Here is a 20790-nt window from a genome sequence, read left to right as displayed (position 1 = left end):
TTCCTTTTTGCGAAATCGCTGCTTTTTTCGTTCTGAAACCCAACCTCTTGATGCGGACACGAATTCATTTCGCAGATTTTTGACGGCTGCGGAATTTTCAGGTAAACTTAAAATCAGGAATGAGGAAAATTCAATGAACGCAGCATTAGAATCTTTTAAGCCCGCGCTGCGCGCCGGTGATCCGGCAGGAAGGCTTAAAATAATCGGTTTACTGCGGTTTAAGCGTCAGGCAAGAAAACGTTGCGTGACAAATCCGCAGGGTGTCCCTTACAATCGGGTTGAGGTGAAGAGCATGAAAACACTGGGTGAAAAAATCGCCGGGCTGCGGCAGGAGAAAAACATGACGCAGCAGGCGTTCGCGGACGTCATGGGCGTGACCCGTCAGGCAATCTCGAATTGGGAGCGGGATAAGACGGAACCAGATGTCGCCGCGCTGAAGAAGATCGGACAGGTGTTCGGCGTCGATATGAACGAGCTGTTAACCGATATCCATCTTAAACGCAGGGAAGTCGATACACGGCCGTTAACCCGACTCTTTTTGGCAATTCTGGCGACTCATTTGGGATCGTTGCTCTGGTTGTGCGCCACGACGTCCACGATGAAGGAAGCGCTGAGCCGGTATGGCTTTCGGTTTGTCTTCGTGCTGATCGCGCTGTCGATCTATGCGGCGTTTACCTATTGCATCCGCAGCCGCGATTTCTCGCTGTTGTCTGGTTATGATCCGCATGCGCCGTATGATCTGGATGTGATGGCGGACATGACGGCGGCGATGGCAACGATGATTCTGACCGATACGCTGAGCTTTTCAATTCTGAGCTGTTTGTTGGAAGGGCAGCTTTCTGAATCTCTGTCGATGGTCTTGTTTGTGATGTACCTGGCAGGCTTTGTCCTGTCCATTCTCCTCGTTAATGTGAAATATAAGGACCGGATTTATCGGGATCCGGATTATCCCGACAAGATCCGCAGCGGGAATCGCATTTCAATTTTCTTCGCCGCGGCACTGATGGCGGGAGTGATGATTCTGATTCTTTCCGGCATGTTGGGCTGGGTGGGTCATAATTCCCCCAAAGCTGCATTTCAGGTCCTTCTTTTTCTGCCCTATATCCTGTTGAATGTCGTCTGGATGATGATTGAGCAGGATAAACTGCACCGGTTGATTGAGCGTGGTGAAATCTATCGCTTCGGCAAAAATACGCTGGGCGTGGCGGTGGCGGATGGAATTCTGCTGGGATTGATCCTGTTGATCAGCTGGGCTTAGCAGATCGGGATGCGTTCAGCTTTCTGGAAATTCCAGAATCGTGGAGAATAAGGAAAGGTGATCATAACAAAGGGGCTGAAAAGGTCAGAAGGAATCGAATGATCAGCTTGTCATTGACTTTCCGGTTCCTTCTTCCATTCGTCAGCGCCTCAGCGAATTGGAAAAATACGGGCGGCAAGTAGATGTTTATTTCTACTTTGACTGCAGCGAGCGGCTGGAGAATGCGGCGAAAGATTATGTTGATGAAAGCGTGCTGACACAAGACAAAGAGAATGGTTGATTCAGAAATAGGGTTGGGAGGTTCGGATAGGCAAAAGATGATTGATTTTAATACGTGGGAAGCGACGATGCGGTTTTATGGCAGCGCTGATGGAAGGAAATTGACGATCCGCGATCAAAGTGAGAACGGGTTCAAGATCAACAGACGCGATGAGAAATTAAGGATAAAAAGACGCTTAATTTATACCTGTGTAGGGAAAATGGATTTTTTTAGAAAAAGATTGACAAATTATTTTGAAGATTTTATAGTAGAGACACAGATATCCAGAATTGTTACTGGGAACAGGCAAGATCAGTATCTGATGCGTTTTTTGCATCTGTTACTGATCTTTTTCTATGTCAGAAACGAAAGGGGCTGTTTTCTTATGCAGGATCACTATGTGATAACAAAACTGATCAACAACAACGTGGTGTTTTCCACGGATGCCGGAGGCCGGGAAATCATTGTGTTCGGCAAGGCTGTTGGATTTGGAAAGAAGCGTGGGGATAGCATCGACAATTCAAAAATCATCAAGGTTTTTGAACCTTCGGATACGAAGGAAAAGAATTTCCTGATGAATCTGGTTGAGGATATCGACCCGGTGTATATCGACATGACCACGAAAATTATCGCTTTATTTGAATCCCGGCTGCATTGCAAGGTCAACGTGATGATGAATATCAGTCTCTCCGATCATATTCACAATGCCGTGCGGAACAAGCAGGAGGGCTTCCAGGTGCCGCTGGATATTCTTGAGGAAGTCAAGACGATGTATCCGCGGGAATTTCTGATTGCGAAAGAGGGACTGGATCTGATCGAGAAAGAAACCCGGACGACACTGGGGGAAGATGAAGCCGGCTACATTGTGCTGCATTATATCAATGCTCAGGGACAGCATTTCCGCAGCGACGCGAAGGTCAGACTTTTGTTTCAGGAGCGCGTGATTCAGGAAATCGAGCGGGAATACGGCGTGAAGCTGGATCATCTGTCGGTCTATTATTCCCGGTTTCTGACACATCTGAGCTTTCTGGCTGCCCGCCTGCATGACGGACAGTTATTGGAAGCTTCGCAGAGTACGCTGTACCCGCTGCTTGTGCAGAAATATCCACGCTTAGAAGCGTGTACGGAACTGATTGCCGGGATTATCTTAAACGAGTTTCACATGCCGGTGGGCGAGGAAGAAAAGGGTTATCTGGCGCTGCACATCCACAATCTGCTTAAAAATTTGAAAATGGAGGAGAGTTCTAATGGAACAACGTTTAAATAAGGATCAGTGTACCGGCTGCGGGAACTGCCTGACGGCCTGTCCGCTGGATTTGCTTCGCCTGTCAGCCCAGTATAACCGCCGCGGCGTGTGCTTCGTTGAAAATGTCGATCCTCAGCGCTGCATCGCTTGCCGGCGATGCGAGCTGATGTGTACGGCGGGAGCGATTGATTTTCTTGAAAACAATCAGCCTGTCAGCAATACTCTGATTGACAAGCAGGCAATCCCGCCGCATGCGGGTTGTTATCTCGGTTCGCTGACAAAAGCGCTGGCCGATGCGATCGAACAGTTAGGGGTGCAAGAGCAGGTGGTGATCTTTAAGAAGAAAGCCGCTGATGTTAATCTGAATTGCGAACTGCACGATTACGCGGACGAACAGTTTTATCAGGATGGTCTGGCCTATAAACAGGCGCATCCGGAAAAGCTGGTCATCTTGATTTGTTCCAGCAGCAAAGCGCCGTCCACCGCCCTGAACCAACAACGCTTCAACGCGCTGCGAGACGAGTCGGTTACAATCATCAATACCTTAAACTGGTTTGAGCGCGATGAAGCGGGACAGCTTATCGGCGGCGGTTCGCGGATGCTTGAACAGCTGCGCGACTTAGGTTACGCTTCCTATCTGGCCCGCGGCAGCGTGCGCTCGCCCGAAGCGATAGGACGGCTGACGCAAAGCTTGCGTAAGGCGTTGATGCTGCAGCGGCAAAACCGGCCGTTTGCGGTTGTGGAGATTGTCTTTCCCTGCTTTTACCGTCTGGCAGGCCGCCCGCAGCGGTGGATGAGCGCTCAGGAAATTGAACCGCTGCGTCAATGGTTCGCAAGCAAAATTGAGCCGGAATATCCGGAAGAAATTCTCAAAGAAGGAAAGGAGTAGAACGATGGGATTATTTAAACAGGGCCGGCGGACGGCGGCCCGCTTGATCGTCAAAGCGCCGGTTTCCGGCGAAGTGAAACCGCTGGCCAGCCTGAATGACGGCGTGTTTTCAGAAGCGCTGCTGGGACCGGGCTGCGTTATCCAGCCGGGTGAAGACGAACTGACCGCGCCGTTTGCGGGCGAGGTTGTCATGGTGGCGGCGACGAAGCACGCGATCGGGTTGATGAGCGATGAGGGCGTCGAGTTGATGCTGCACGTCGGTCTGGACACCGTCAATCTCAACGGCGAAGGCTTTCAGGTGGAAGTCCAGCCGAAGATGCACGTGCAGGCGGGGGAGCGGCTGATGCGCTTTTCACGCGAACAGATTCAGGCTGCCGGCTATCCGGACGGCGTTGTGATGATCGTTACCAACGCCCGTTTGTTCAAACAGGTTGAAACACTGAAGGAGGGGATGATCAAAGCCCAGGAAAATTTATTATCCGTATCGAAGTAATTCACATCCACGAATCCCGATAACCAGAATTGTTACTCACGCAGGCAAGATCAGTATCCGATTCATTTTCCCATCCGGGCTTAGAGTCAATGTTTTTAAATCTATTAAAATAAGGAGAATGAAGATGAAAGAACTTGCAAAACAATGTATCGAACACGTCGGCGGCGCTGCCAATATCCAAGCCGTCTCCCATTGCGCGACCCGGCTGCGGCTGACGCTGCGGGATCAAAGTCAGGTGAATGAGGCGGCGTTGACTGCTTTGCCGGAAGTCATCAAGGTGATGCAGGTCGGAGCGCAGACGCAGATCATTATCGGCAGCGACGCTCCGGAATTGTACGGCGTGGTTAGTCAGCTGGTCGAGCAGGCCCAGAGCGAAGCCCCGGCCAAGTCCGCGGAAGCGGCAGAAAAACAGCCGGTGGCGAAGAATAAAAAGAAGGCGGCTGCGGGGAAATTCTTCGATGCCTGCAGCAGTATGTTTACCCCGCTGGTGCCGGCGTTTACGGCGGCCGGGATGATCAAGGCCGTGCTGGCGATTCTCGTAGCTGTTTTCGGACTGGCGAAAACCTCGCAGGAATACATCATTATCAATTATGTTTCCGATACGATTTTCTACTTCCTGCCGATTTATTTAGGCGTCACCGCCGCTTCTTATTTTGGCTGCAACAAATATATCGCGGCCGCCGTTACGGCCATGTTTGTGCATCCGGCGTATGTCGGTCTGGTTTCCGCAGGCGAGGCCGTTGCGTTTTTCGGCATGCCGGTCGTTCTGTATAATTATTCCTCGACCGTCTTTCCGACGATCCTGACCGTCTGGTTCATGGCGTATGTCGAACGGTTTGCACGCAAGGTTTCACCCAAGGTCGTCAAAGCGATCATGGAGCCGATGCTGACGCTGCTGATCACCTTTCCGGTGGGCCTGTTAATCCTCGGCCCGATCGGTGCGGTTCTCGGCGAGGTCTTAATGCAGATCTTCGCGGCGATCGACGCTTCCGTCCCATTCTTAGTTCCGGTGATCGTCGGCGCCGTTTCGCCGTTTCTGGTCTTTGTCGGTATGCACCGGGCAGTCGGTACGTTGGAAACAATGCAGATCGCTCAGATGGGTTTTAGCTCGCTGTTAGGCACAGGCATGTTGGCAAGCAACATCGCGCAGGGAGCGTCCACACTGGTGCTGTCATTGAAGTCGAAGGATGAAAAGGTAAAGCCGCTGGCCTTTACCGCCGGCGTGACCGCGTTGTGTGGGATCACGGAACCGGCGCTGTACGGGTTTACCGCCAAAAATAAGAAGTCGTTGATCGCGACGGTCATCGGCGGAGGCGTCGGCGGCTTCTATGCCGGCATCACGCATGTCGTTCGCTTCGCCAAGGGCGCTCCGGGTTTGCCGACCTTGCCGGTTTTCATCAGTCTGGATAATCCGATGAATTTGATCAATGCCTGCATCACAGTGCTGATCGCCTTCGCGGTGGCCTTCATCGCGGCATGGATGATGATCAAGCCGGAGGAGATCCAGTAACCCGCCGACTGAATAAGCAAAAAGGGAAATAAGGGAAGTCTGAGGAAAAACGGACTTCCTTTTTTGTCTCTGCGTTTCAGCGGCAGAAGCCACAGTTTTATGGGACTATCGAAAAGATTGATCCCAGATATAAAATAAGGATAGCGAACAGCTTGGTTTATCTTGGAAAGACAGGGGAAAAGTGAAGGAAACGGAACTGAATTTCCAGGGTTTTATGAACGAAAGCTTGTGCTGAAAAACAAACTGGGTTATAATATTCATGGCTTTAATTTAGTGCAGCGACACTAAGAAGGCATACACAAATTTTAAGATGAATCTGCGTTCTTTTCGTGTAACCTTCAAAAGCCTGTTTTTGAAGGCTTTTTTTACAGAAACGGAGGATTCCTGATGAACGATCTATACCAACTCAGCTCTCTTTCTACCGATGAGATTCAGCACATTCTCGATGTTGCCGAACAATGCCGCCAGGGCCAGTTCATCGACAGCGAGAAAGGAAAAATCGTTGCCAACCTGTTTTTTGAACCATCTACCCGAACCCAGTACAGCTTCAATACCGCCGAGGAAAAACTGGGGATGAAGGTGATCAACTTCAACGCTCAGGCCTCTTCGATGCAGAAGGGCGAAAGCTTCTACGATACGGTCAAAACGTTTGAGAGCTTCGGCCTGGACGCCGTGGTCATCCGCGATCGGCAGGATGAATACTACAAGCAGCTGCAGGGCCGGATCAACATTCCGATCCTCAACGCCGGCGACGGCAAGAAAGACCACCCGACCCAGTCGCTGCTCGATTTGATGACGATCCGCCAGGAGTTCGGTCACTTTGACGGCTTGAAAATCGCGATTGTCGGGGACGTAAAATACTCCCGCGTCGCCCATACCAACATCGAGGTTATGCAGCGCTTAGGCATGCAATGCTTCATCAGCGGACCGGAGGAATACCGCGATCCGCAGTACGACTACATTGATTTCGATCAGGCGGTCAAGGATATGGACGTGATCATGCTGCTGCGGGTGCAGCACGAACGGCATGAACAGGCGATGTCCCTGACTCAAAAAGAATACCATGCGCGCTATGGTCTGACTTTGGAGCGGGTGAAAGCGATGAAGGACACCGCGATCATCATGCACCCAGCGCCGTTTAACCGCGGCGTGGAAATTGCCGATGAGGTCGTGGAATGCGAAAAATCCCGCATCTTCAAACAGATCAACAACGGCGTGTTCGTGCGCATGGCGGTGCTGAAACGCGCAATGGAGGGACGATAAATGAGCTTTTTAATGCAGAACGGCGAGGTGCTTTACCGCGGCAAGGTCCGCAAAATGGACGTTCTGGTTGACGATCTGGGCCGGGTCACGGCCGCAGATCAGATCGATCTGACGGCGGAGGACGTGGACGAGGTGATCGACGCGTCAAGCCTGCTGATCGCACCGGGGCTGATCGATCCGCATGTGCATCTGCGCGAGCCGGGCTTTGAATACAAGGAAACGATTGCTTCCGGAACCGCGGCTGCGGCCAAGGGCGGCTATACGACGATCATGGCGATGCCCAACCTCAATCCGGTGCCGGACTCCCTGGAACACTTAAAGGTGCAGCAGGACCTGATCCGCTATAACGCAAAGATCCAGGTCATTCCCTATGCCGCCATCACTCAGGGGCAGAAGGGGGTCGGCGAGCTGGTTGATTTCGACGCGCTGGCCTCGGAGGTGATCGCCTTCTCCGACGACGGCAAGGGCGTGCAGGAAGAAGCGATGATGCGCGAAGCGATGCGGGCGGCCAGGCGCAACAACTGCCTGATCGTCGCGCATTGCGAGGATGAAAGCCTGATCGCCAGGGGCGCCTGCATCCACGCGGGCCGCAAGGCGGAGGAACTCGGCTTGATTGGCATCAGCAGCGCCAGCGAATACCAACAGATCGAACGCGATCTCAGACTGGCGGAGGAAACCGGCTGCCAATATCATATCTGCCACATCTCCTGTAAGGAATCCGTCGAGCTGGTCCGCCAGGCGAAACAGCGTGGTGTCCAGGTCAGCTGCGAGGTCACGCCGCATCACCTGTTATTGTGCGAGGACGACATCAGCGCCGACGACGGCCGCTTCAAGATGAACCCGCCGCTGCGCACTAAGGCCGATCAGGAAGCGCTGATCGCGGGCATTCAGGACGGCACGATCGACATGATCGCAACTGACCACGCACCGCACAGCGCCGAGGAAAAAGCGAAGGGCCTGCAGGGCAGCGCAATGGGCATCGTCGGCCTTGAACCCGCGTTTGAGCTGATCTACACCTATCTTGTCCGCACCGGCAAGATCACGCTGGAAAAGTGCTTTGAGTTAATGAGCTACAACTGCGCCGATATCTTCGGCATCGAGGGCGGCGAGATCGTCAACTTTGAAAAGGCCAATCTGGCCGTCTTCAACTTGAATCAACGCGAAAAAATCAATCCGAAAACCTTTGTCTCCCAAGGCAAAAGCACACCGTTTGAAGGCTGGTGGGCGATGGGCCGCTGCGTGATGACGGTGGCGGACGGACAGATCGTGTATAGAGAGGGGCTATAAACAATGGATCGTAAACTCGTATTACAAAACGGCATGGAGCTGCAGGCCAAGGGCTTCGGCAGTCCGAAGGAAGTGATTGCCGAGCTGGTATTCAACACGTCGATGGTCGGCTATCAGGAGATTCTCAGCGATCCCTCCTACACCGAACAGATCGTCGTCATGACCTATCCGCTGATCGGCAACTACGGCATCATTGACGAAGACTATGAATCCAAGCTGATCGGACCGAAGGGCTTCATCGTCCGCGAATACAACGACAAGCCAAGCAACTTCCGCTACACCAAGACGCTCAACGAGCTGCTGGAAGAAAACGAGGTGCCGGGCCTGACGCATCTGGACACCCGGAAATTGACGCGGATTCTGCGCGACGAAGGTTCGATGCTCGGACTGATCTGCGACTCAGATGTAACCCATGAGGAAGCGATGACGAAGCTGGCGGCCTACAACGCCCCAAAGGATCTGGTCGCGCGCGTCTCGTGCAGGAAAAAATGGTATTCCCGCTGCGCCAATCCGCGCTTCAATGTCGTTGCGATTGACTGCGGCATCAAATACAACATCATCCGCGAGCTGAACCGCTATGGCTGCAACGTCACAATCGTGCCGTACAACACTTCGTATGAAACGATCATGGCGCTCAATCCAGACGGCATCTTCCTGTCCAACGGGCCGGGCGATCCGGAAAACGTGCCGGAGGTCATTGATTTGATCCGTCAGCTTCAGGGCAAAAAGCCGATCTTCGGCATCTGTCTGGGCCATCAGATGATCGCGCTGGCCAACGGCTTGCATACCTACAAGCTGAAATTCGGCCACCGCGGCGGCAATCATCCGGTTAAAAATCTGTTGACCGGCAAGGTCGAGATTACCTCCCAGAATCACAGCTACGCCGTCAGCACGGAAGGGATTGAAAAGACCCGCGTCGAAATTACGCACATCAACCTGCTGGATCAGACGGTCGAGGGCCTGCGGATTGACGAGGACCGCATCTTCTCAACCCAGTACCATCCGGAATCCGCTTCCGGACCGGAGGATTCCAAATATTTATTCGGATTGTTCATTCACAACATGGAAGCTATGAAGGAGGGCCGTTAAGATGCCGAAAAGAACGAATATTCATAAAATCTTAGTCATTGGCTCGGGACCGATCGTCATCGGTCAGGCTGCGGAATTTGACTATGCCGGCACCCAGGCCTGCCTGGCCTTGCGCGAGGAGGGCTATGAGGTCATCCTGATCAACTCCAATCCGGCGACGATCATGACCGATACCAACATTGCCGACAAGGTCTACATGGAACCGCTGACGCTGGAATATGTGTCCCGCATCATCCGCAAGGAACGCCCGGATGCGATTCTGCCGACGCTGGGCGGCCAGACCGGCTTAAACATGGCGATGCAGCTGGCGAAAAAAGGTGTGCTGGAAGAATGCCGGTGCGAGATTCTCGGCACCGACTTTGAATCCATCGATCAGGCGGAGGACCGCCAGCGCTTCAAGGATCTGTGCCTGCGGATCGGCCAGCCATGCCTGGAATCCTATGTCGCCCGTACGATTGAGGAAGTCGTGGAATATGCCAACAAGATCGGCTATCCGGTCGTGCTGCGGCCGGCGTTTACGCTGGGCGGCACCGGCGGCGGCTTTGCCTACGACGACGCGGAAGTCATCGCGCTGGGCAAAAATGCCCTCAAGCTGTCTCCGGTCAGCGAGGTTTTAGTTGAAAAGTCGATCAAGGGTTATAAAGAAATTGAATTTGAAGTCATGCGCGATCACAACGATACTGCGATCGTGATCTGCAGCATGGAAAATATTGATCCGGTCGGCGTGCACACCGGCGATTCGATGGTCGTCGCTCCCTGCCAGACGCTGTCCAACAAGGAATATCAGCTGCTGCGCAACGCCGCACTGACGTTGATCCGCGAATTAAAGATCGAAGGTGGCTGCAACGTGCAGTTCGCGCTTGATCCGTTCTCCTTTGATTACTACGTCATCGAGGTCAACCCGCGTGTATCCCGGTCTTCGGCGCTGGCGTCCAAGGCGGCCGGCTTCCCGATCGCCCGTGTTTCCAGCAAGATCGCCGTCGGCCTGACGCTGGACGAAATTCCGATTGCCAACACTCCGGCTTCCTTTGAACCGACGATCGACTACGTCGTGACCAAGATTGCGCGCTTCCCGTTCGATAAGTTCGCCAAGGCCGATCACACGCTGAGCACGCAGATGAAGGCGACCGGCGAGGTCATGAGCATCGGCCGGACGATGGAGGAAAGCCTGCTGAAAGCGGTGCGTTCGCTGGAAATCGGCGTCGATCACATCTACCTTGAAAAGTTCGATTCTTTGTCAACCGAGGAGCTGCTGGAAAACATCAAGACCCCGACCGATGAACGGCTGTATGCGATTGCCGAGCTGTTCCGCCGCAAGGTTGACATGATGCTGATCTACGATGCGACCAAGATCGACGCGTTCTTCCTCGATAAGATCCACCACATCATTTCCGTGGAGGAACGGGTGAAGGCCGATCCAAGCGAGGAAAACATCCGCAAGGCCAAGCGCTTAGGCTTCTCCGATAAATATCTGGGCAAAATTCTGGGCAAGAGCGAGCTGGAAATGGTGCAGTGGCGCCGCGAGCACAATCTGCGGCCGGTCTACAAGATGATCGACACCTGTGCCGGGGAGTTCAGCGCCTATGTCCCATACTTCTATTCCACCTACGAGGAGGAAAACGAAAGCATCGTCACCGACAAGCCGTCGATCCTCGTGCTGGGCTCCGGCCCGATCCGCATCGGGCAGGGCGTGGAATTTGATTACTCCACGGTCCATGCGATCTGGGCGATCCAGCAGGCCGGCTATGAAGCGATCGTCATCAACAACAACCCGGAAACTGTTTCGACCGACTACTCGATCAGCGATAAGCTGTACTTTGAACCGTTGTGCATCGAGGACGTCATGAACGTCATTGATCTGGAAAAGCCGCAGGGCGTCATCGTATCGCTGGGCGGCCAGACGGCGATCAATCTGGCGGACCGGCTGAACAAGCTGAATGTGCCGATCATCGGCACCGGCACCGAAGCGATTGACAAGGCGGAAAACCGCGATCTGTTTGAAAAGGTCGTCACGGAATGCGGCATCCCGCAGCCGCTCGGTCAGGCCGTCACCAACATTGAGGACGGTCTGAAGGTTGCCAACCGGATCGGCTATCCGGTCTTAGTGCGGCCAAGCTATGTTCTGGGCGGCCGGGCGATGCAGATCGTGCATCAGGATGAGGAGCTGATCGAATACCTGACCAGCGCCGTGAAAATCGATCAGGATCAGCCGGTCTTAGTCGATAAGTATATCCACGGCTGCGAGGTCGAGGTCGACGCAATCTGCGACGGCAAAGACGTGTTTATCCCGGGCATCATGCAGCTGGTCGAAGCGACCGGCGTGCACTCCGGCGACTCGATGAGCGTCTATCCGCCGTACTCCCTGAGCGACAAGGTCAAGGCGACGATTCAGGAATACACGGTGAAGCTGGGGCTGGCGATCGGCATTGAAGGGCTGTTCAACATTCAGTTCATCGTCGATGAAAACGACGAGGTGTCGGTCATCGAGGTCAATCCGCGTTCCTCGCGCTCGGTGCCGTTCTTATCCAAGGCGACCGGCGTGCCGATGGCCAACATCGCGACCAAGGTCATGCTTGGGCGAAGCTTAAAGGATCAGGGTTATACGACCGAGGTCATGGCGGAAAAGAAACGGTTCTACGTCAAGAGCCCGACGTTCAGCTTCTCCAAGCTGCACGGACTGGATGCCTATCTGTCCCCGGAAATGAAATCGACCGGCGAGGCGATCGGCTATGACGATTCGCTCAACCGCGCGCTGTACAAGTCGCTGCAGGCCTCCAACATGCGCGTCGTCAACTACGGCACGGTGCTGGTGACCTTGGCCGATCAGGACAAGGACCGGGCGATTCCGCTGGTCCGCCGGTTCTACGATCTGGGCTTCAACATCGAAGCGACCTCAGGCACGGCCAAGCTCTTGAAGGCGCATGGCATCAAGACGCGCGAAAAGAAAAAAATCTCCGAAGGCTCCGAGGAAATTCTCGATTCGATCCGCAAGGGCCACGTCACTTATATCCTCAACACCTTGTCTTCCAACGATTCCCGCACCTCTAAAGACGGCTATCAGATCCGCCGGTGCGCCGTGGAAAACAACGTGACTGTCTTTACCTCGCTGGATACCGTCAACGTCTTATTGGATGTGCTGGAAGAAATCACAATGGGCGTTTCGACGATTGATCAGAATTAAGGAGGAGTTATGGGAGAGCGCATAAAACAATACCGGATCATCTCCAACTGGAATCTTGCCGACCAGGTCTATGAAATGGAACTGGAAGGGGATTCCTCCTGGATCACCCATCCCGGTCAGTTTCTCAACGTCACGATCGACAACGCCTACCTCAAGCGGCCGATCAGCATCTGCGACTGGAACGAGAACGGCCTGACGATCATCTACAAGGTCGTTGGCTTCGGTACGAAGCAGATGTCTCAAAAACAGCCGGGCGAGCTGCTGGAATGTCTGGTCGGCCTGGGCAACGGCTTCACACCGGAAGCCTTCGATGAAAAAAAGGTGCTGCTGGTCGGCGGGGGCGTCGGCGTGCCGCCGCTCTACGGACTGGCGAAAACGTGTTTAAAGCAGGGGAAGCAGCCGGTTGTGATTCTCGGCTTTACGGCGGAGAAGGATATCTTCTACATCAAGAAGTTTGCGGATCTGGGCTGCGACGTCAAGCTCAGCACCAACGACGGCAGTCAGGGTATCAAGGGCTTTGTCAGCGACGTCATGATTCAGGAAGGTCTGACCAATCTGCCGTACTTCGCCTGCGGCCCGATGCCGATGCTCAAGGCAGTCTGGAGAACCTCAAACGCTCAGGGTCAGCTGTCCTTTGAGGAACGCATGGGCTGCGGCTTCGGCGCGTGCATGGGCTGCAGCTGCGAAACGATTTCCGGCCCGAAACGCATCTGCAAGGAAGGCCCGGTGCTTTCCAGTCAGGAGGTCTTATGGACGAAAGATTAAAGGTCACGCTGTCCGGCTGGGAGCTGGACAACCCGGTCATCCCGGCCAGCGGAACTTTCGGGTTCGGCTATGAGTTTGCGGATTTCTACGACATCAACATCCTCGGCTCGATCGCGACCAAGGGCACGACCCGCGAGGCGCGCTTCGGCAACCCGACGCCGCGGATCGCGGAGTGCGAACGGGGTATGATCAATGCCGTCGGGTTACAGAACCCGGGCATTGACAAGGTCATCAGCGAGGAATTTCCGAAGCTGAAACAGGTCTACCAGAAAAAAGTCGTCGCTAACGTATCCGGCTTCTCCAAAGAGGAATACGTGGAATGTGCGAAAAAGATGGACGCACAGGACATCGTCGGCATTCTGGAGGTCAACATCAGCTGCCCGAACGTGCATGGCGGGGGCATGAGCTTCGGCGTCAGTCCGGACGCCGCGGTCGAGATCACCCGCGCGGTCAAGGCGGTGACCACCAAGCCGGTCTACATCAAGCTGTCGCCGAACGTCACCGACATCGTTGCGATTGCCAAAGCCTGCGAAAACGCCGGGGCGGATGGGATCTCGATGATCAACACGTTATTGGGCGCGCGCTTCGATCTGCGCACGGGCAGGCCGATCATCGCCAATGTCATGGGCGGCTTCTCCGGCCCGGCGATCAAGCCGGTCGCCTTACGGATGGTGTATCAGGTTTATGAAGCTGTCAAACTGCCGATCATCGGGATCGGCGGCATCGCCAGCGCCGAGGACGTCATCGAAATGATGTACGCCGGGGCCACTGCGGTCGAGATCGGCGCGGAAAACCTGCGCAATCCGTATGTCTGCAAGGAAATTATCGAACGGCTGCCATCCTTGATGGATGAACTGAACATTGAAAAATTGAGTGACGTAATAGGGAGGGCTCACCAATGATGAAAGAACGAGATGTAATGATCGCCTGCGACTTTTCAACCAAAGCGGAAACGATGGCGTTTCTGGACCTGTTTACCGAGGAAAAGCCGTATGTGAAAATCGGCATGGAGCTGTTGTATGCCGAAGGACCGGACATGGTCCGCGAGATCAAGGCGCGCGGCCATAAAATTTTCCTCGATCTGAAGCTGCACGATATTCCCAATACCGTGAAGAAAGCGATGCGCAACATCGCGCTGCTGGACGTCGATATGACCAACGTTCACGTCGCCGGCACAATCGAAATGATGAAAGCCGCGCAGGAAGCGATCGACGAGGTCGGCGCGCATACGAAGCTGATCGCCGTCACCCAGCTGACCAGCACCAGCGAAGATCGGATGCGCAATGAGCTGTGGATCGATCATCCGATTGCGGATACCGTCCAGCATTACGCGCACAATGCGGAAATTGCCGGCCTGGCCGGGGTTGTCTGCAGCCCGCTGGAAGCCGGTCTGGTACATCAGGTCTGCGGTGAAAACTTCCTTACCGTCACGCCGGGCATTCGCTTTGCGGATGACGCCAAGGGCGATCAGGTCCGCGTCACCACGCCGGCCAAGGCTCGCGAGATCGGCGCCGATTACATCGTCGTCGGCCGTTCGATTACTGCCAGCAAGGATCCGGTGGCCAGCTACCGCCGCTGCATCAGAGAATTTGTGGAGGGGAAATAACCATGAGCACAGAGAAAAATATTGCCAAGCATTTACTGGACATCAAAGCGGTTTTCTTAAAGCCGAACGATCCGTTTACCTGGGCCAGCGGGATCAAAGCGCCGATCTACTGCGACAACCGCCTGACTTTATCCTATCCGGAGGTCCGCGATGATGTGGAGCATGCGATTGCCGAGATCATCAAAACGCACTATCCGCAATGCGAGGCGGTCATGGGCACCAGCACCGCCGGCATCGCGCATGCCGCGCTGGTCGCTCAGATTCTGAACCTGCCGATGGGCTATGTCCGTTCCAGCGCCAAGGATCATGGCCGCACCAATCAGATTGAGGGGCGCTGCGAGCCGGGAACGAAGGTCGTCGTCGTCGAAGATCTGATTTCCACCGGCGGCAGCTGCATCGACGTCGTCAACGTGCTGCGGGAAGCGGGCGCGGAAGTGCTGGGCATTGCGTCGATCTTCACCTATGGCCTGCAGAAGGGGATCGACCGGCTGGCGGCCGCAGACGTGAAGAACGTATCGGCTTCCAACTATGATGCGCTGATCGAGGTCGCTGTGGAAACCGGCTATATCAGCGCTGATGACGTCAAGAAGCTCCAGGCGTTCCGGGCGAATCCGTCGGATTCCAGCTGGATGAGTCTGTAATCTGAATTTCAGAAAAAAGAAAGGGCTGAATTGTAAAATCCAGCCCTTTTTTATTAAAAAAATACAATTATAACCATAAAACTAAGAGAATTTTCTGTGAAAAGAGAATGGAATGAGATTCTCCTGAAGCAGGAGAATAAGCTGTATATCCAGTTCGCCCAGGAGATTGGATCCGCAGAAACAGAAAATGTGAAGCTGGAAAATTATTGGATATTCGGGATAATTATCCCGAACGATGTATTACGAACCGATATTTTCTCAGGCGGTAATGTGGAGAAAATTAAGGCGATGTCCATTGCGGATTTTCTGTTGAGCCGTGAATTTTAAAAATTATATTTTAAAGAACAGACATAAAAAAGCTGATCGATTCACTCCAGGAAAGAAGCTTCATTCCTGTGTGAATCATCAGCTTTTCTTATTTTAGTTCTCAGGGATTTCCACGGGCAATTTGCCTTCAGGAAGCAAGGTTCCATTGAGTACGGAGATGACCGACTGCACCGCGGCAGGGGTATAGCCATACGTACAAAGCACGGTCGGAGCATCTTTTAGATATTGCAGATCATACGGACTGCCCGCGCAGATGACAACAACCGGCTTTTCTGTGTCAAGCAGCTGATCCAGTAATTTTTTCTGGTTTGGAGAATCCGCCATATTGTAGACCAATAAAACAAGGGTGTCGTAACCGGAGGCCCGCTGCAGGATATCGTCGATTTCCGATTGTGTCGGATCCTGATGAACATTCACGGCCTTGCCAAATAAGGAATCCGCGGCCACTTCGCCGAAGCTCTTTTTATCGAATTCCAGCGGATAGACGCAAGGAAAGGAAATAAACAAGGTGCTGTCTGTCGGCAGCGGCAGCGCGGAAATCTCATCGCGGATCAACGTCATGCTTTGGTCTGTCGTATCCTGAACGAGCACCTGATGCGATTCCAGATCAATATCGTAAGGTGCATGATTGGATTCACCGTTGTCCTCAAACAAGCCATAATCATTCTTAATCCGCAGAATGGAAAGAACCGCATCGTCCAGTCGCTCGGTGCTGATGGTTCCCTGATTGACAGCTTCAATCAGGGCCTCGATCACCGGTGTTTGAACATCTTCGCTGTCCGGCTGCAGGACTTTGCCATCGCCCAGAATCACCATGTCCACGCCGGCCTGAATTGCCTGAACTGCCGCTTCTGCCATCCCGTAATGCGCTTCAATGGCGTCCATCTGCAGGCTGTCGCTGATGACGATTCCGTTGTAGCCCAACTCATTTTTTAACAAATCGGTGATGATCGTTTTGGATAAAGTTGCGGGAATCTTTTCTTTTTCAATTTTAGGGAACAGGATATGCGAGGTCATAATCGCGCTGACGCCGCTGCGAATCGCCGTTTCAAACGGAATCAATTCCGTTTCTTTCAGCTGATCCAGCGTCTTATTGACAGTGGGCAGGGCGAAATGCGAATCCTCGCTTGTATCTCCATGCCCTGGGAAATGCTTCGCTACGCTGACCACGCCGCCTTCCTGCAAGCCTTTAATCCAGATCGAGGCAAAGCTGGCGACAGCTTTCGGATCATCGCCATACGAGCGCAGATTGATCACCGGGTTGTCCGGATTGGAGTTGACGTCGAGCACCGGCGCGAAGTTCATGTTGAATCCCATGCCGGAAAGCTCATCTGCCATCGACCACGCCAGCGAATACAGATTCTCCTGCCGGCCGGCCGCGATCGCCATCGGGGATGGGAAAATTGTGACGCCTTCGCGGACCCGGTTGACCATGCCGCCTTCCTGATCGATTCCAATGAACGCCGGAATCTGAGTTGCGCCGCGGATGGTGTTCTGGAGCTGTCCGGTCAGCGTCGTCGCCTGCCCGGCGTTTTCGATATTTTTCGCATACACGATGACGTTGCCGATCTTATTGGTTCTGAGCCAGGCCTCAGTTTTCGTATCGACTTCCGTCGTTTCAAAAGAAACGATGACCAGTTGACCCACTTTCTCCTGAACGTCCATTTTTGCGACAAGCTCTTTTAACTGCTGTTCATTGAGCTTTTCAGAAACGGCATTGTCAGAAGGCGTTGGGCTGGGTAAAATTTCCGGAGAGGGAACAGGTTCCGGGCGGCTGCAGCTGGCAAGCATCAACAGAGATAAAAGCATCGCTGACCACCGCCGGCCGTGAACAGATGAAGAAGCAGGAAAAGCAGGGGAACGGCTCATCGTGCCTGCTCCTTTAAATAATCAATTACTTCAAGCAGATCATTGCGGCTTTCCTGGATTGCTTCCTTCATTTCTTCATCCGGTTTTACAAAGTCATAGATCCAGACGCTTTTCATCCCTGCCCGCTTTGCGGCGATGATGCCGAACTTGGAATCTTCCAGCACGACGCATTTTTCCGGGGCGGCGCCGGCTTTCCGCGCGGCGGTTAAAAAGATTTCCGGATCCGGTTTGCCATGGGTCACTTCATCGCCGCACACGACGCTGTCGAAGTGATAAGGCTTGCCGATACTGCCTAAAAGCGTGTCGACATATTCGCGGTGACTGGACGAAGCGACGCATTTCTTGATGCCTGCCTCGTCTAAATAGTCGAGCAATTCAGTCAATCCTTTTTTATTCAGGCTGCCTTTGTTTTCACACATGCCAAAGATCTTTTTTAACCGGCCTTCGCTGATTTCCGGAAGATGCGGTTTTAGATCCTGATGGTTCTCCATGGCTTTTAAGAATAATTTGTGTCCGCAGCCGATGATCTGATAGAAAAACTCATCGTCTAACGTAATTCCATATTTTCCAGCGATTTCCCGCCAGTTTTCATTAGCGACCTTTTCGGTATCGAACATCAGGCCGTCACAGTCAAAAATTACACATTCTATACTCATTTTATCCACCTCGAATCTCTCAAGATGATTATAATGGTTTTCAAAACAAATGGCTACTTCTTTTCCTGATTCTCCTTCATAAATGCCCGCAGAAGCTTCATGAAAGCCCGCTTTTCAATCCGCGAGACGTAGGATCTGGAAATGTGTTCCTGTCTGGCAATATCCCGCTGCGTCATTTCCTGATGCCCTTCCAGCCCATAGCGGCGGACAAGGATGCTGTGCTCCCGTTCATCCAATAAACCCATAAACTGAGCGAGCTTGCGTTTGTTTTCCTCAAGCATCAATTTGTCGATGGGGTCAGGCTGGTCCGGGGCGGGAATCACGTCGATCAAGGTCAGCTCGCTGCCATCTTTATCCTGACCAATCGCATCATCTAAAGAACGCGTCTGGAAAGCATGCTTGTTGTTGCGTAAGTGCATCAGAATTTCATTTTCGATACAGCGGGAAACATAAGTTGCCAGCTTATGTCCTTTATCGACCTTGAACGTGTCGATGCCTTTGATCAAACCGATCGTACCGATGCTGATGAGATCTTCGGTTTGTTCGCGGCGGATATCGAATTTCTTTACGATGTGCGCGACTAAACGAAGATTGTGTTCGATTAAATCAGCCCGCGCTTCGACGTCGCCTTTGGCCATGCGCTGCAATGCGTCTTGTTCTTCTTCCGCTGTCAAAGGCTGCGGGAAGGAGGTTGTCCGGATGGAACCGATAAAGCAGCTGAAGAAAATCTGTAGCATTTGAAAAAGTTGTGTCCACATAGTTATCACCTTCTTCAACGTATGTTCGATCCTGCGATTTTAGTCGAAATTTGATGAATTTTCTTAATGCGGCACTCTCGATTAAAAGTTCACTTTCTTCCCAATTTGAAGTCAGCAGTCTTCTTGAATTGGATTAAATCCTCGATCCGCTATGGAAATTTTCGATCTTTCCTCAGCAATCGTTTAAAATCAAGACCTTGATTTGTTAACGGCATTGTGTTCTTAAACTTCTATAATTCTTACATTTTGCTCTGTATTGATAAATTTGTGATATGATTTCATTGATAGAATTCCCAAATATTACCATTTTTCAATATAATCTATGATAGAATATAACCGGAATTTTTGGAGGGGGAACGAACATGTTTGCGAATAACAAAATGCGAGAAAACAGTGGACGTCTAATCAAGATCTATCGTGAACGAATGCATCAGGGATCTAAAGATAAACGTTTCAGCTGCAACGAATTTATTTTAGCGACCAGGGAACATCCTTTTTATGAAGTTGTTGAGGGTGAACCAGTTTGTTCCCGAGCTACATTAAATCGTTTAGAGCGGGGACAGATCATCAAAGATGATGAGTTATACGTCTTCTTCATTGAGAAACTGGGGTTTAAGGTCGATGACTTTCCGGGGGTGATGTCACAGGTTGAATTAATTAGTGCTGAATTATTTGAAGCTGTAGAACTGTATGATATTAGGAAAATAAAGGAAATTGATAATAAAATAGAAACTCTATTCACTAAAGCTAAATCATATTTCTATTATAGTGATATTTATGAAGCATTTAAAATTATTATACAATACTATTTGTTTGCTGAATATCCTAATAGTGTGACTGCAGAAAGAATGTATTATACGAGTTTTTTATTAAGCTCAAAAATAGATGAAATACTTAAAAATATATTATTTGATTATTTTTTCTTTAGAGAAATGAATATGTCTTACTCTGAGAAAATATCAGAACAATTAATTAGTTATAAAAATGGTTCACAAATTTCAACAATTTATATAGTTTTCTGGCTTATTTATAAAGAAAGGTTATTAGATGCCTTGCGCTATACTGAACTGGGAATCATTTATTTTACGCAATTAAATAGCATATATTATTTAGGTATTTTATATTATACGAAGGCATTGGCTTTGCATACAGGCAATAAAGATAATGTAAAAAATTACTTTGATCGATCTATAGAATATTTATCAAAATGTGGAGGTCGATTAGCTGAAAAAAAGCTCAAAGAAAATTATTTTAACGTAGGTTATCATTATTATTATGATAAGGATTATCTATTAGCCAAGGAATACTTTGAAAAGTTCTTAAGTTATAAGCCTAAGTTTACAGCTCATATTTTACATGTTTTAGAATGTTTTGAAGAATTAAATTTACCAACAGATACAGCGTTATTCAAGCAGATTCATTTAGAGGATCCCAATGATAATAGTACTTGTAAAATTTTTTATGAGTATTTTTCAATGAAAATTAATAATGCTTCTGCTAAAGAATTACAAAATTTTATCATGACGGATATTCATAGATTATTGATAAATCAATATCGTTCAGAAAGCATTTTAAGCTATTTTAAGTCTGAATTATCAAAATTAGTAAAAATAACGAAAAAATATAAAGATATTGATAGTTTCAATGATTTTACTTCGCATAAAATTGCTTGATATGTAAAGATTTCATGATT

Annotated in this window: 18 protein-coding genes; 15 read left to right on the top strand and 3 right to left on the bottom strand. The window is 51.3% G+C overall.

What is annotated here, in order from left to right:
* Positions 1-133 precede the first annotated feature (133 nt).
* The 14 genes from I2D94_RS10105 (at position 134) to I2D94_RS10040 (ending at position 15814) form a co-directional block, all read left to right on the top strand.
* Positions 134-1258, top strand: a complete 1125-nt coding sequence (locus I2D94_RS10105) for a helix-turn-helix domain-containing protein (protein ID WP_195396718.1) — start codon at positions 134-136, stop codon at positions 1256-1258.
* A gap of 644 nt (positions 1259-1902) precedes the next feature.
* Positions 1903-2784: a PRD domain-containing protein gene (locus I2D94_RS10100; RefSeq protein ID WP_195396716.1), complete on the top strand. Its 882-nt coding sequence runs from the start codon at positions 1903-1905 to the stop codon at positions 2782-2784.
* Entirely contained in the window at positions 2765-3652 is an 888-nt protein-coding gene (locus I2D94_RS10095) for a ferredoxin family protein (protein WP_195396714.1), read from the top strand. The genes I2D94_RS10100 and I2D94_RS10095 overlap by 20 nt, the downstream gene beginning before the upstream one ends.
* A 4-nt stretch (positions 3653-3656) precedes the next feature.
* Complete coding sequence (locus I2D94_RS10090) at positions 3657-4145, top strand: PTS glucose transporter subunit IIA (RefSeq protein WP_072684100.1); 489 nt, start codon at positions 3657-3659, stop codon at positions 4143-4145.
* Positions 4146-4269: 124 nt separating this feature from the next.
* Complete coding sequence (locus tag I2D94_RS10085) at positions 4270-5655, top strand: PTS transporter subunit EIIC (RefSeq protein ID WP_195396744.1); 1386 nt, start codon at positions 4270-4272, stop codon at positions 5653-5655.
* Between the two features lie 387 nt (positions 5656-6042).
* On the top strand, positions 6043-6918 hold the full coding sequence (locus I2D94_RS10080) for an aspartate carbamoyltransferase catalytic subunit (RefSeq protein ID WP_195396712.1): 876 nt from the start codon (positions 6043-6045) through the stop codon (positions 6916-6918).
* A complete protein-coding gene (locus I2D94_RS10075) occupies positions 6919-8205 on the top strand; it encodes a dihydroorotase (RefSeq protein WP_195396710.1) in 1287 nt (428 codons plus the stop codon).
* A 3-nt stretch (positions 8206-8208) separates the two neighbouring features.
* A complete protein-coding gene (gene carA, locus I2D94_RS10070) occupies positions 8209-9294 on the top strand; it encodes a glutamine-hydrolyzing carbamoyl-phosphate synthase small subunit (RefSeq protein WP_195396708.1) in 1086 nt (361 codons plus the stop codon).
* Position 9295: 1 nt separating this feature from the next.
* Entirely contained in the window at positions 9296-12475 is a 3180-nt protein-coding gene (carB, locus tag I2D94_RS10065; RefSeq protein WP_195396706.1) for a carbamoyl-phosphate synthase large subunit, read from the top strand.
* A 9-nt stretch (positions 12476-12484) separates the two neighbouring features.
* Positions 12485-13240: a dihydroorotate dehydrogenase electron transfer subunit gene (locus I2D94_RS10060; protein ID WP_195396704.1), complete on the top strand. Its 756-nt coding sequence runs from the start codon at positions 12485-12487 to the stop codon at positions 13238-13240.
* A complete protein-coding gene (locus I2D94_RS10055) occupies positions 13225-14142 on the top strand; it encodes a dihydroorotate dehydrogenase (protein WP_195396702.1) in 918 nt (305 codons plus the stop codon). Before I2D94_RS10060 ends, I2D94_RS10055 begins: the two co-directional genes overlap by 16 nt.
* Positions 14139-14846 (top strand): orotidine-5'-phosphate decarboxylase, encoded by a 708-nt coding sequence (pyrF, locus tag I2D94_RS10050; RefSeq protein ID WP_229056844.1) that lies wholly within the window; start codon positions 14139-14141, stop codon positions 14844-14846. The genes I2D94_RS10055 and pyrF overlap by 4 nt, the downstream gene beginning before the upstream one ends.
* 2 nt (positions 14847-14848) lie before the next feature.
* Positions 14849-15487 (top strand): orotate phosphoribosyltransferase, encoded by a 639-nt coding sequence (pyrE, locus tag I2D94_RS10045; RefSeq protein WP_195396701.1) that lies wholly within the window; start codon positions 14849-14851, stop codon positions 15485-15487.
* 96 nt (positions 15488-15583) lie between these two features.
* Positions 15584-15814, top strand: coding sequence for a hypothetical protein (locus I2D94_RS10040; protein WP_195396699.1), 231 nt, complete (start codon positions 15584-15586; stop codon positions 15812-15814).
* 93 nt (positions 15815-15907) lie between these two features.
* Here the strand turns inward: I2D94_RS10040 and nagZ are convergent, their stop codons facing one another.
* The 3 genes from nagZ to sigK are packed head-to-tail and all read right to left on the bottom strand — an operon-like array spanning position 15908 to position 19097.
* Entirely contained in the window at positions 15908-17683 is a 1776-nt protein-coding gene (gene nagZ / locus I2D94_RS10035; protein WP_195396697.1) for a beta-N-acetylhexosaminidase, read from the bottom strand.
* Positions 17680-18339: an HAD family phosphatase gene (locus I2D94_RS10030; RefSeq protein WP_072684109.1), complete on the bottom strand. Its 660-nt coding sequence runs from the start codon at positions 18337-18339 to the stop codon at positions 17680-17682. The genes nagZ and I2D94_RS10030 overlap by 4 nt, the downstream gene beginning before the upstream one ends.
* Positions 18340-18392: 53 nt before the next feature.
* Entirely contained in the window at positions 18393-19097 is a 705-nt protein-coding gene (sigK, locus tag I2D94_RS10025; protein ID WP_195396695.1) for an RNA polymerase sporulation sigma factor SigK, read from the bottom strand.
* Between the two features lie 362 nt (positions 19098-19459).
* Here sigK and I2D94_RS10020 point away from each other — a divergent pair, with 362 nt between their 5' ends.
* Positions 19460-20770 carry a hypothetical protein gene (locus tag I2D94_RS10020; protein WP_072684132.1) on the top strand — a complete coding sequence of 437 codons (1311 nt, stop codon included), beginning with the start codon at positions 19460-19462 and terminating at the stop codon, positions 20768-20770.
* Positions 20771-20790 lie beyond the last annotated feature (20 nt).

The organism is Holdemania sp. 1001302B_160321_E10, from assembly GCF_015552275.1.
In the GTDB taxonomy this organism is placed as follows: domain Bacteria; phylum Bacillota_I; class Bacilli_A; order Erysipelotrichales; family Erysipelotrichaceae; genus Holdemania.
Note: the sequence above shows the minus strand (reverse complement) of the source record. Positions and strands in the feature narration are given on the sequence as shown.

Coding starts and splice junctions, on each gene's coding strand:
- I2D94_RS10105 (WP_195396718.1), top strand. CDS start 134: ATGAACGCAGCATTAGAATCTTTTAAGCCCGCGCTGCGCGCCGGTGAT.
- I2D94_RS10100 (WP_195396716.1), top strand. CDS start 1,903: ATGCAGGATCACTATGTGATAACAAAACTGATCAACAACAACGTGGTG.
- I2D94_RS10095 (WP_195396714.1), top strand. CDS start 2,765: ATGGAACAACGTTTAAATAAGGATCAGTGTACCGGCTGCGGGAACTGC.
- I2D94_RS10090 (WP_072684100.1), top strand. CDS start 3,657: ATGGGATTATTTAAACAGGGCCGGCGGACGGCGGCCCGCTTGATCGTC.
- I2D94_RS10085 (WP_195396744.1), top strand. CDS start 4,270: ATGAAAGAACTTGCAAAACAATGTATCGAACACGTCGGCGGCGCTGCC.
- I2D94_RS10080 (WP_195396712.1), top strand. CDS start 6,043: ATGAACGATCTATACCAACTCAGCTCTCTTTCTACCGATGAGATTCAG.
- I2D94_RS10075 (WP_195396710.1), top strand. CDS start 6,919: ATGAGCTTTTTAATGCAGAACGGCGAGGTGCTTTACCGCGGCAAGGTC.
- carA (WP_195396708.1), top strand. CDS start 8,209: ATGGATCGTAAACTCGTATTACAAAACGGCATGGAGCTGCAGGCCAAG.
- carB (WP_195396706.1), top strand. CDS start 9,296: ATGCCGAAAAGAACGAATATTCATAAAATCTTAGTCATTGGCTCGGGA.
- I2D94_RS10060 (WP_195396704.1), top strand. CDS start 12,485: ATGGGAGAGCGCATAAAACAATACCGGATCATCTCCAACTGGAATCTT.
- I2D94_RS10055 (WP_195396702.1), top strand. CDS start 13,225: ATGGACGAAAGATTAAAGGTCACGCTGTCCGGCTGGGAGCTGGACAAC.
- pyrF (WP_229056844.1), top strand. CDS start 14,139: ATGATGAAAGAACGAGATGTAATGATCGCCTGCGACTTTTCAACCAAA.
- pyrE (WP_195396701.1), top strand. CDS start 14,849: ATGAGCACAGAGAAAAATATTGCCAAGCATTTACTGGACATCAAAGCG.
- nagZ (WP_195396697.1), bottom strand. CDS start 17,683: ATGAGCCGTTCCCCTGCTTTTCCTGCTTCTTCATCTGTTCACGGCCGG.
- I2D94_RS10030 (WP_072684109.1), bottom strand. CDS start 18,339: ATGAGTATAGAATGTGTAATTTTTGACTGTGACGGCCTGATGTTCGAT.
- sigK (WP_195396695.1), bottom strand. CDS start 19,097: ATGTGGACACAACTTTTTCAAATGCTACAGATTTTCTTCAGCTGCTTT.
- I2D94_RS10020 (WP_072684132.1), top strand. CDS start 19,460: ATGTTTGCGAATAACAAAATGCGAGAAAACAGTGGACGTCTAATCAAG.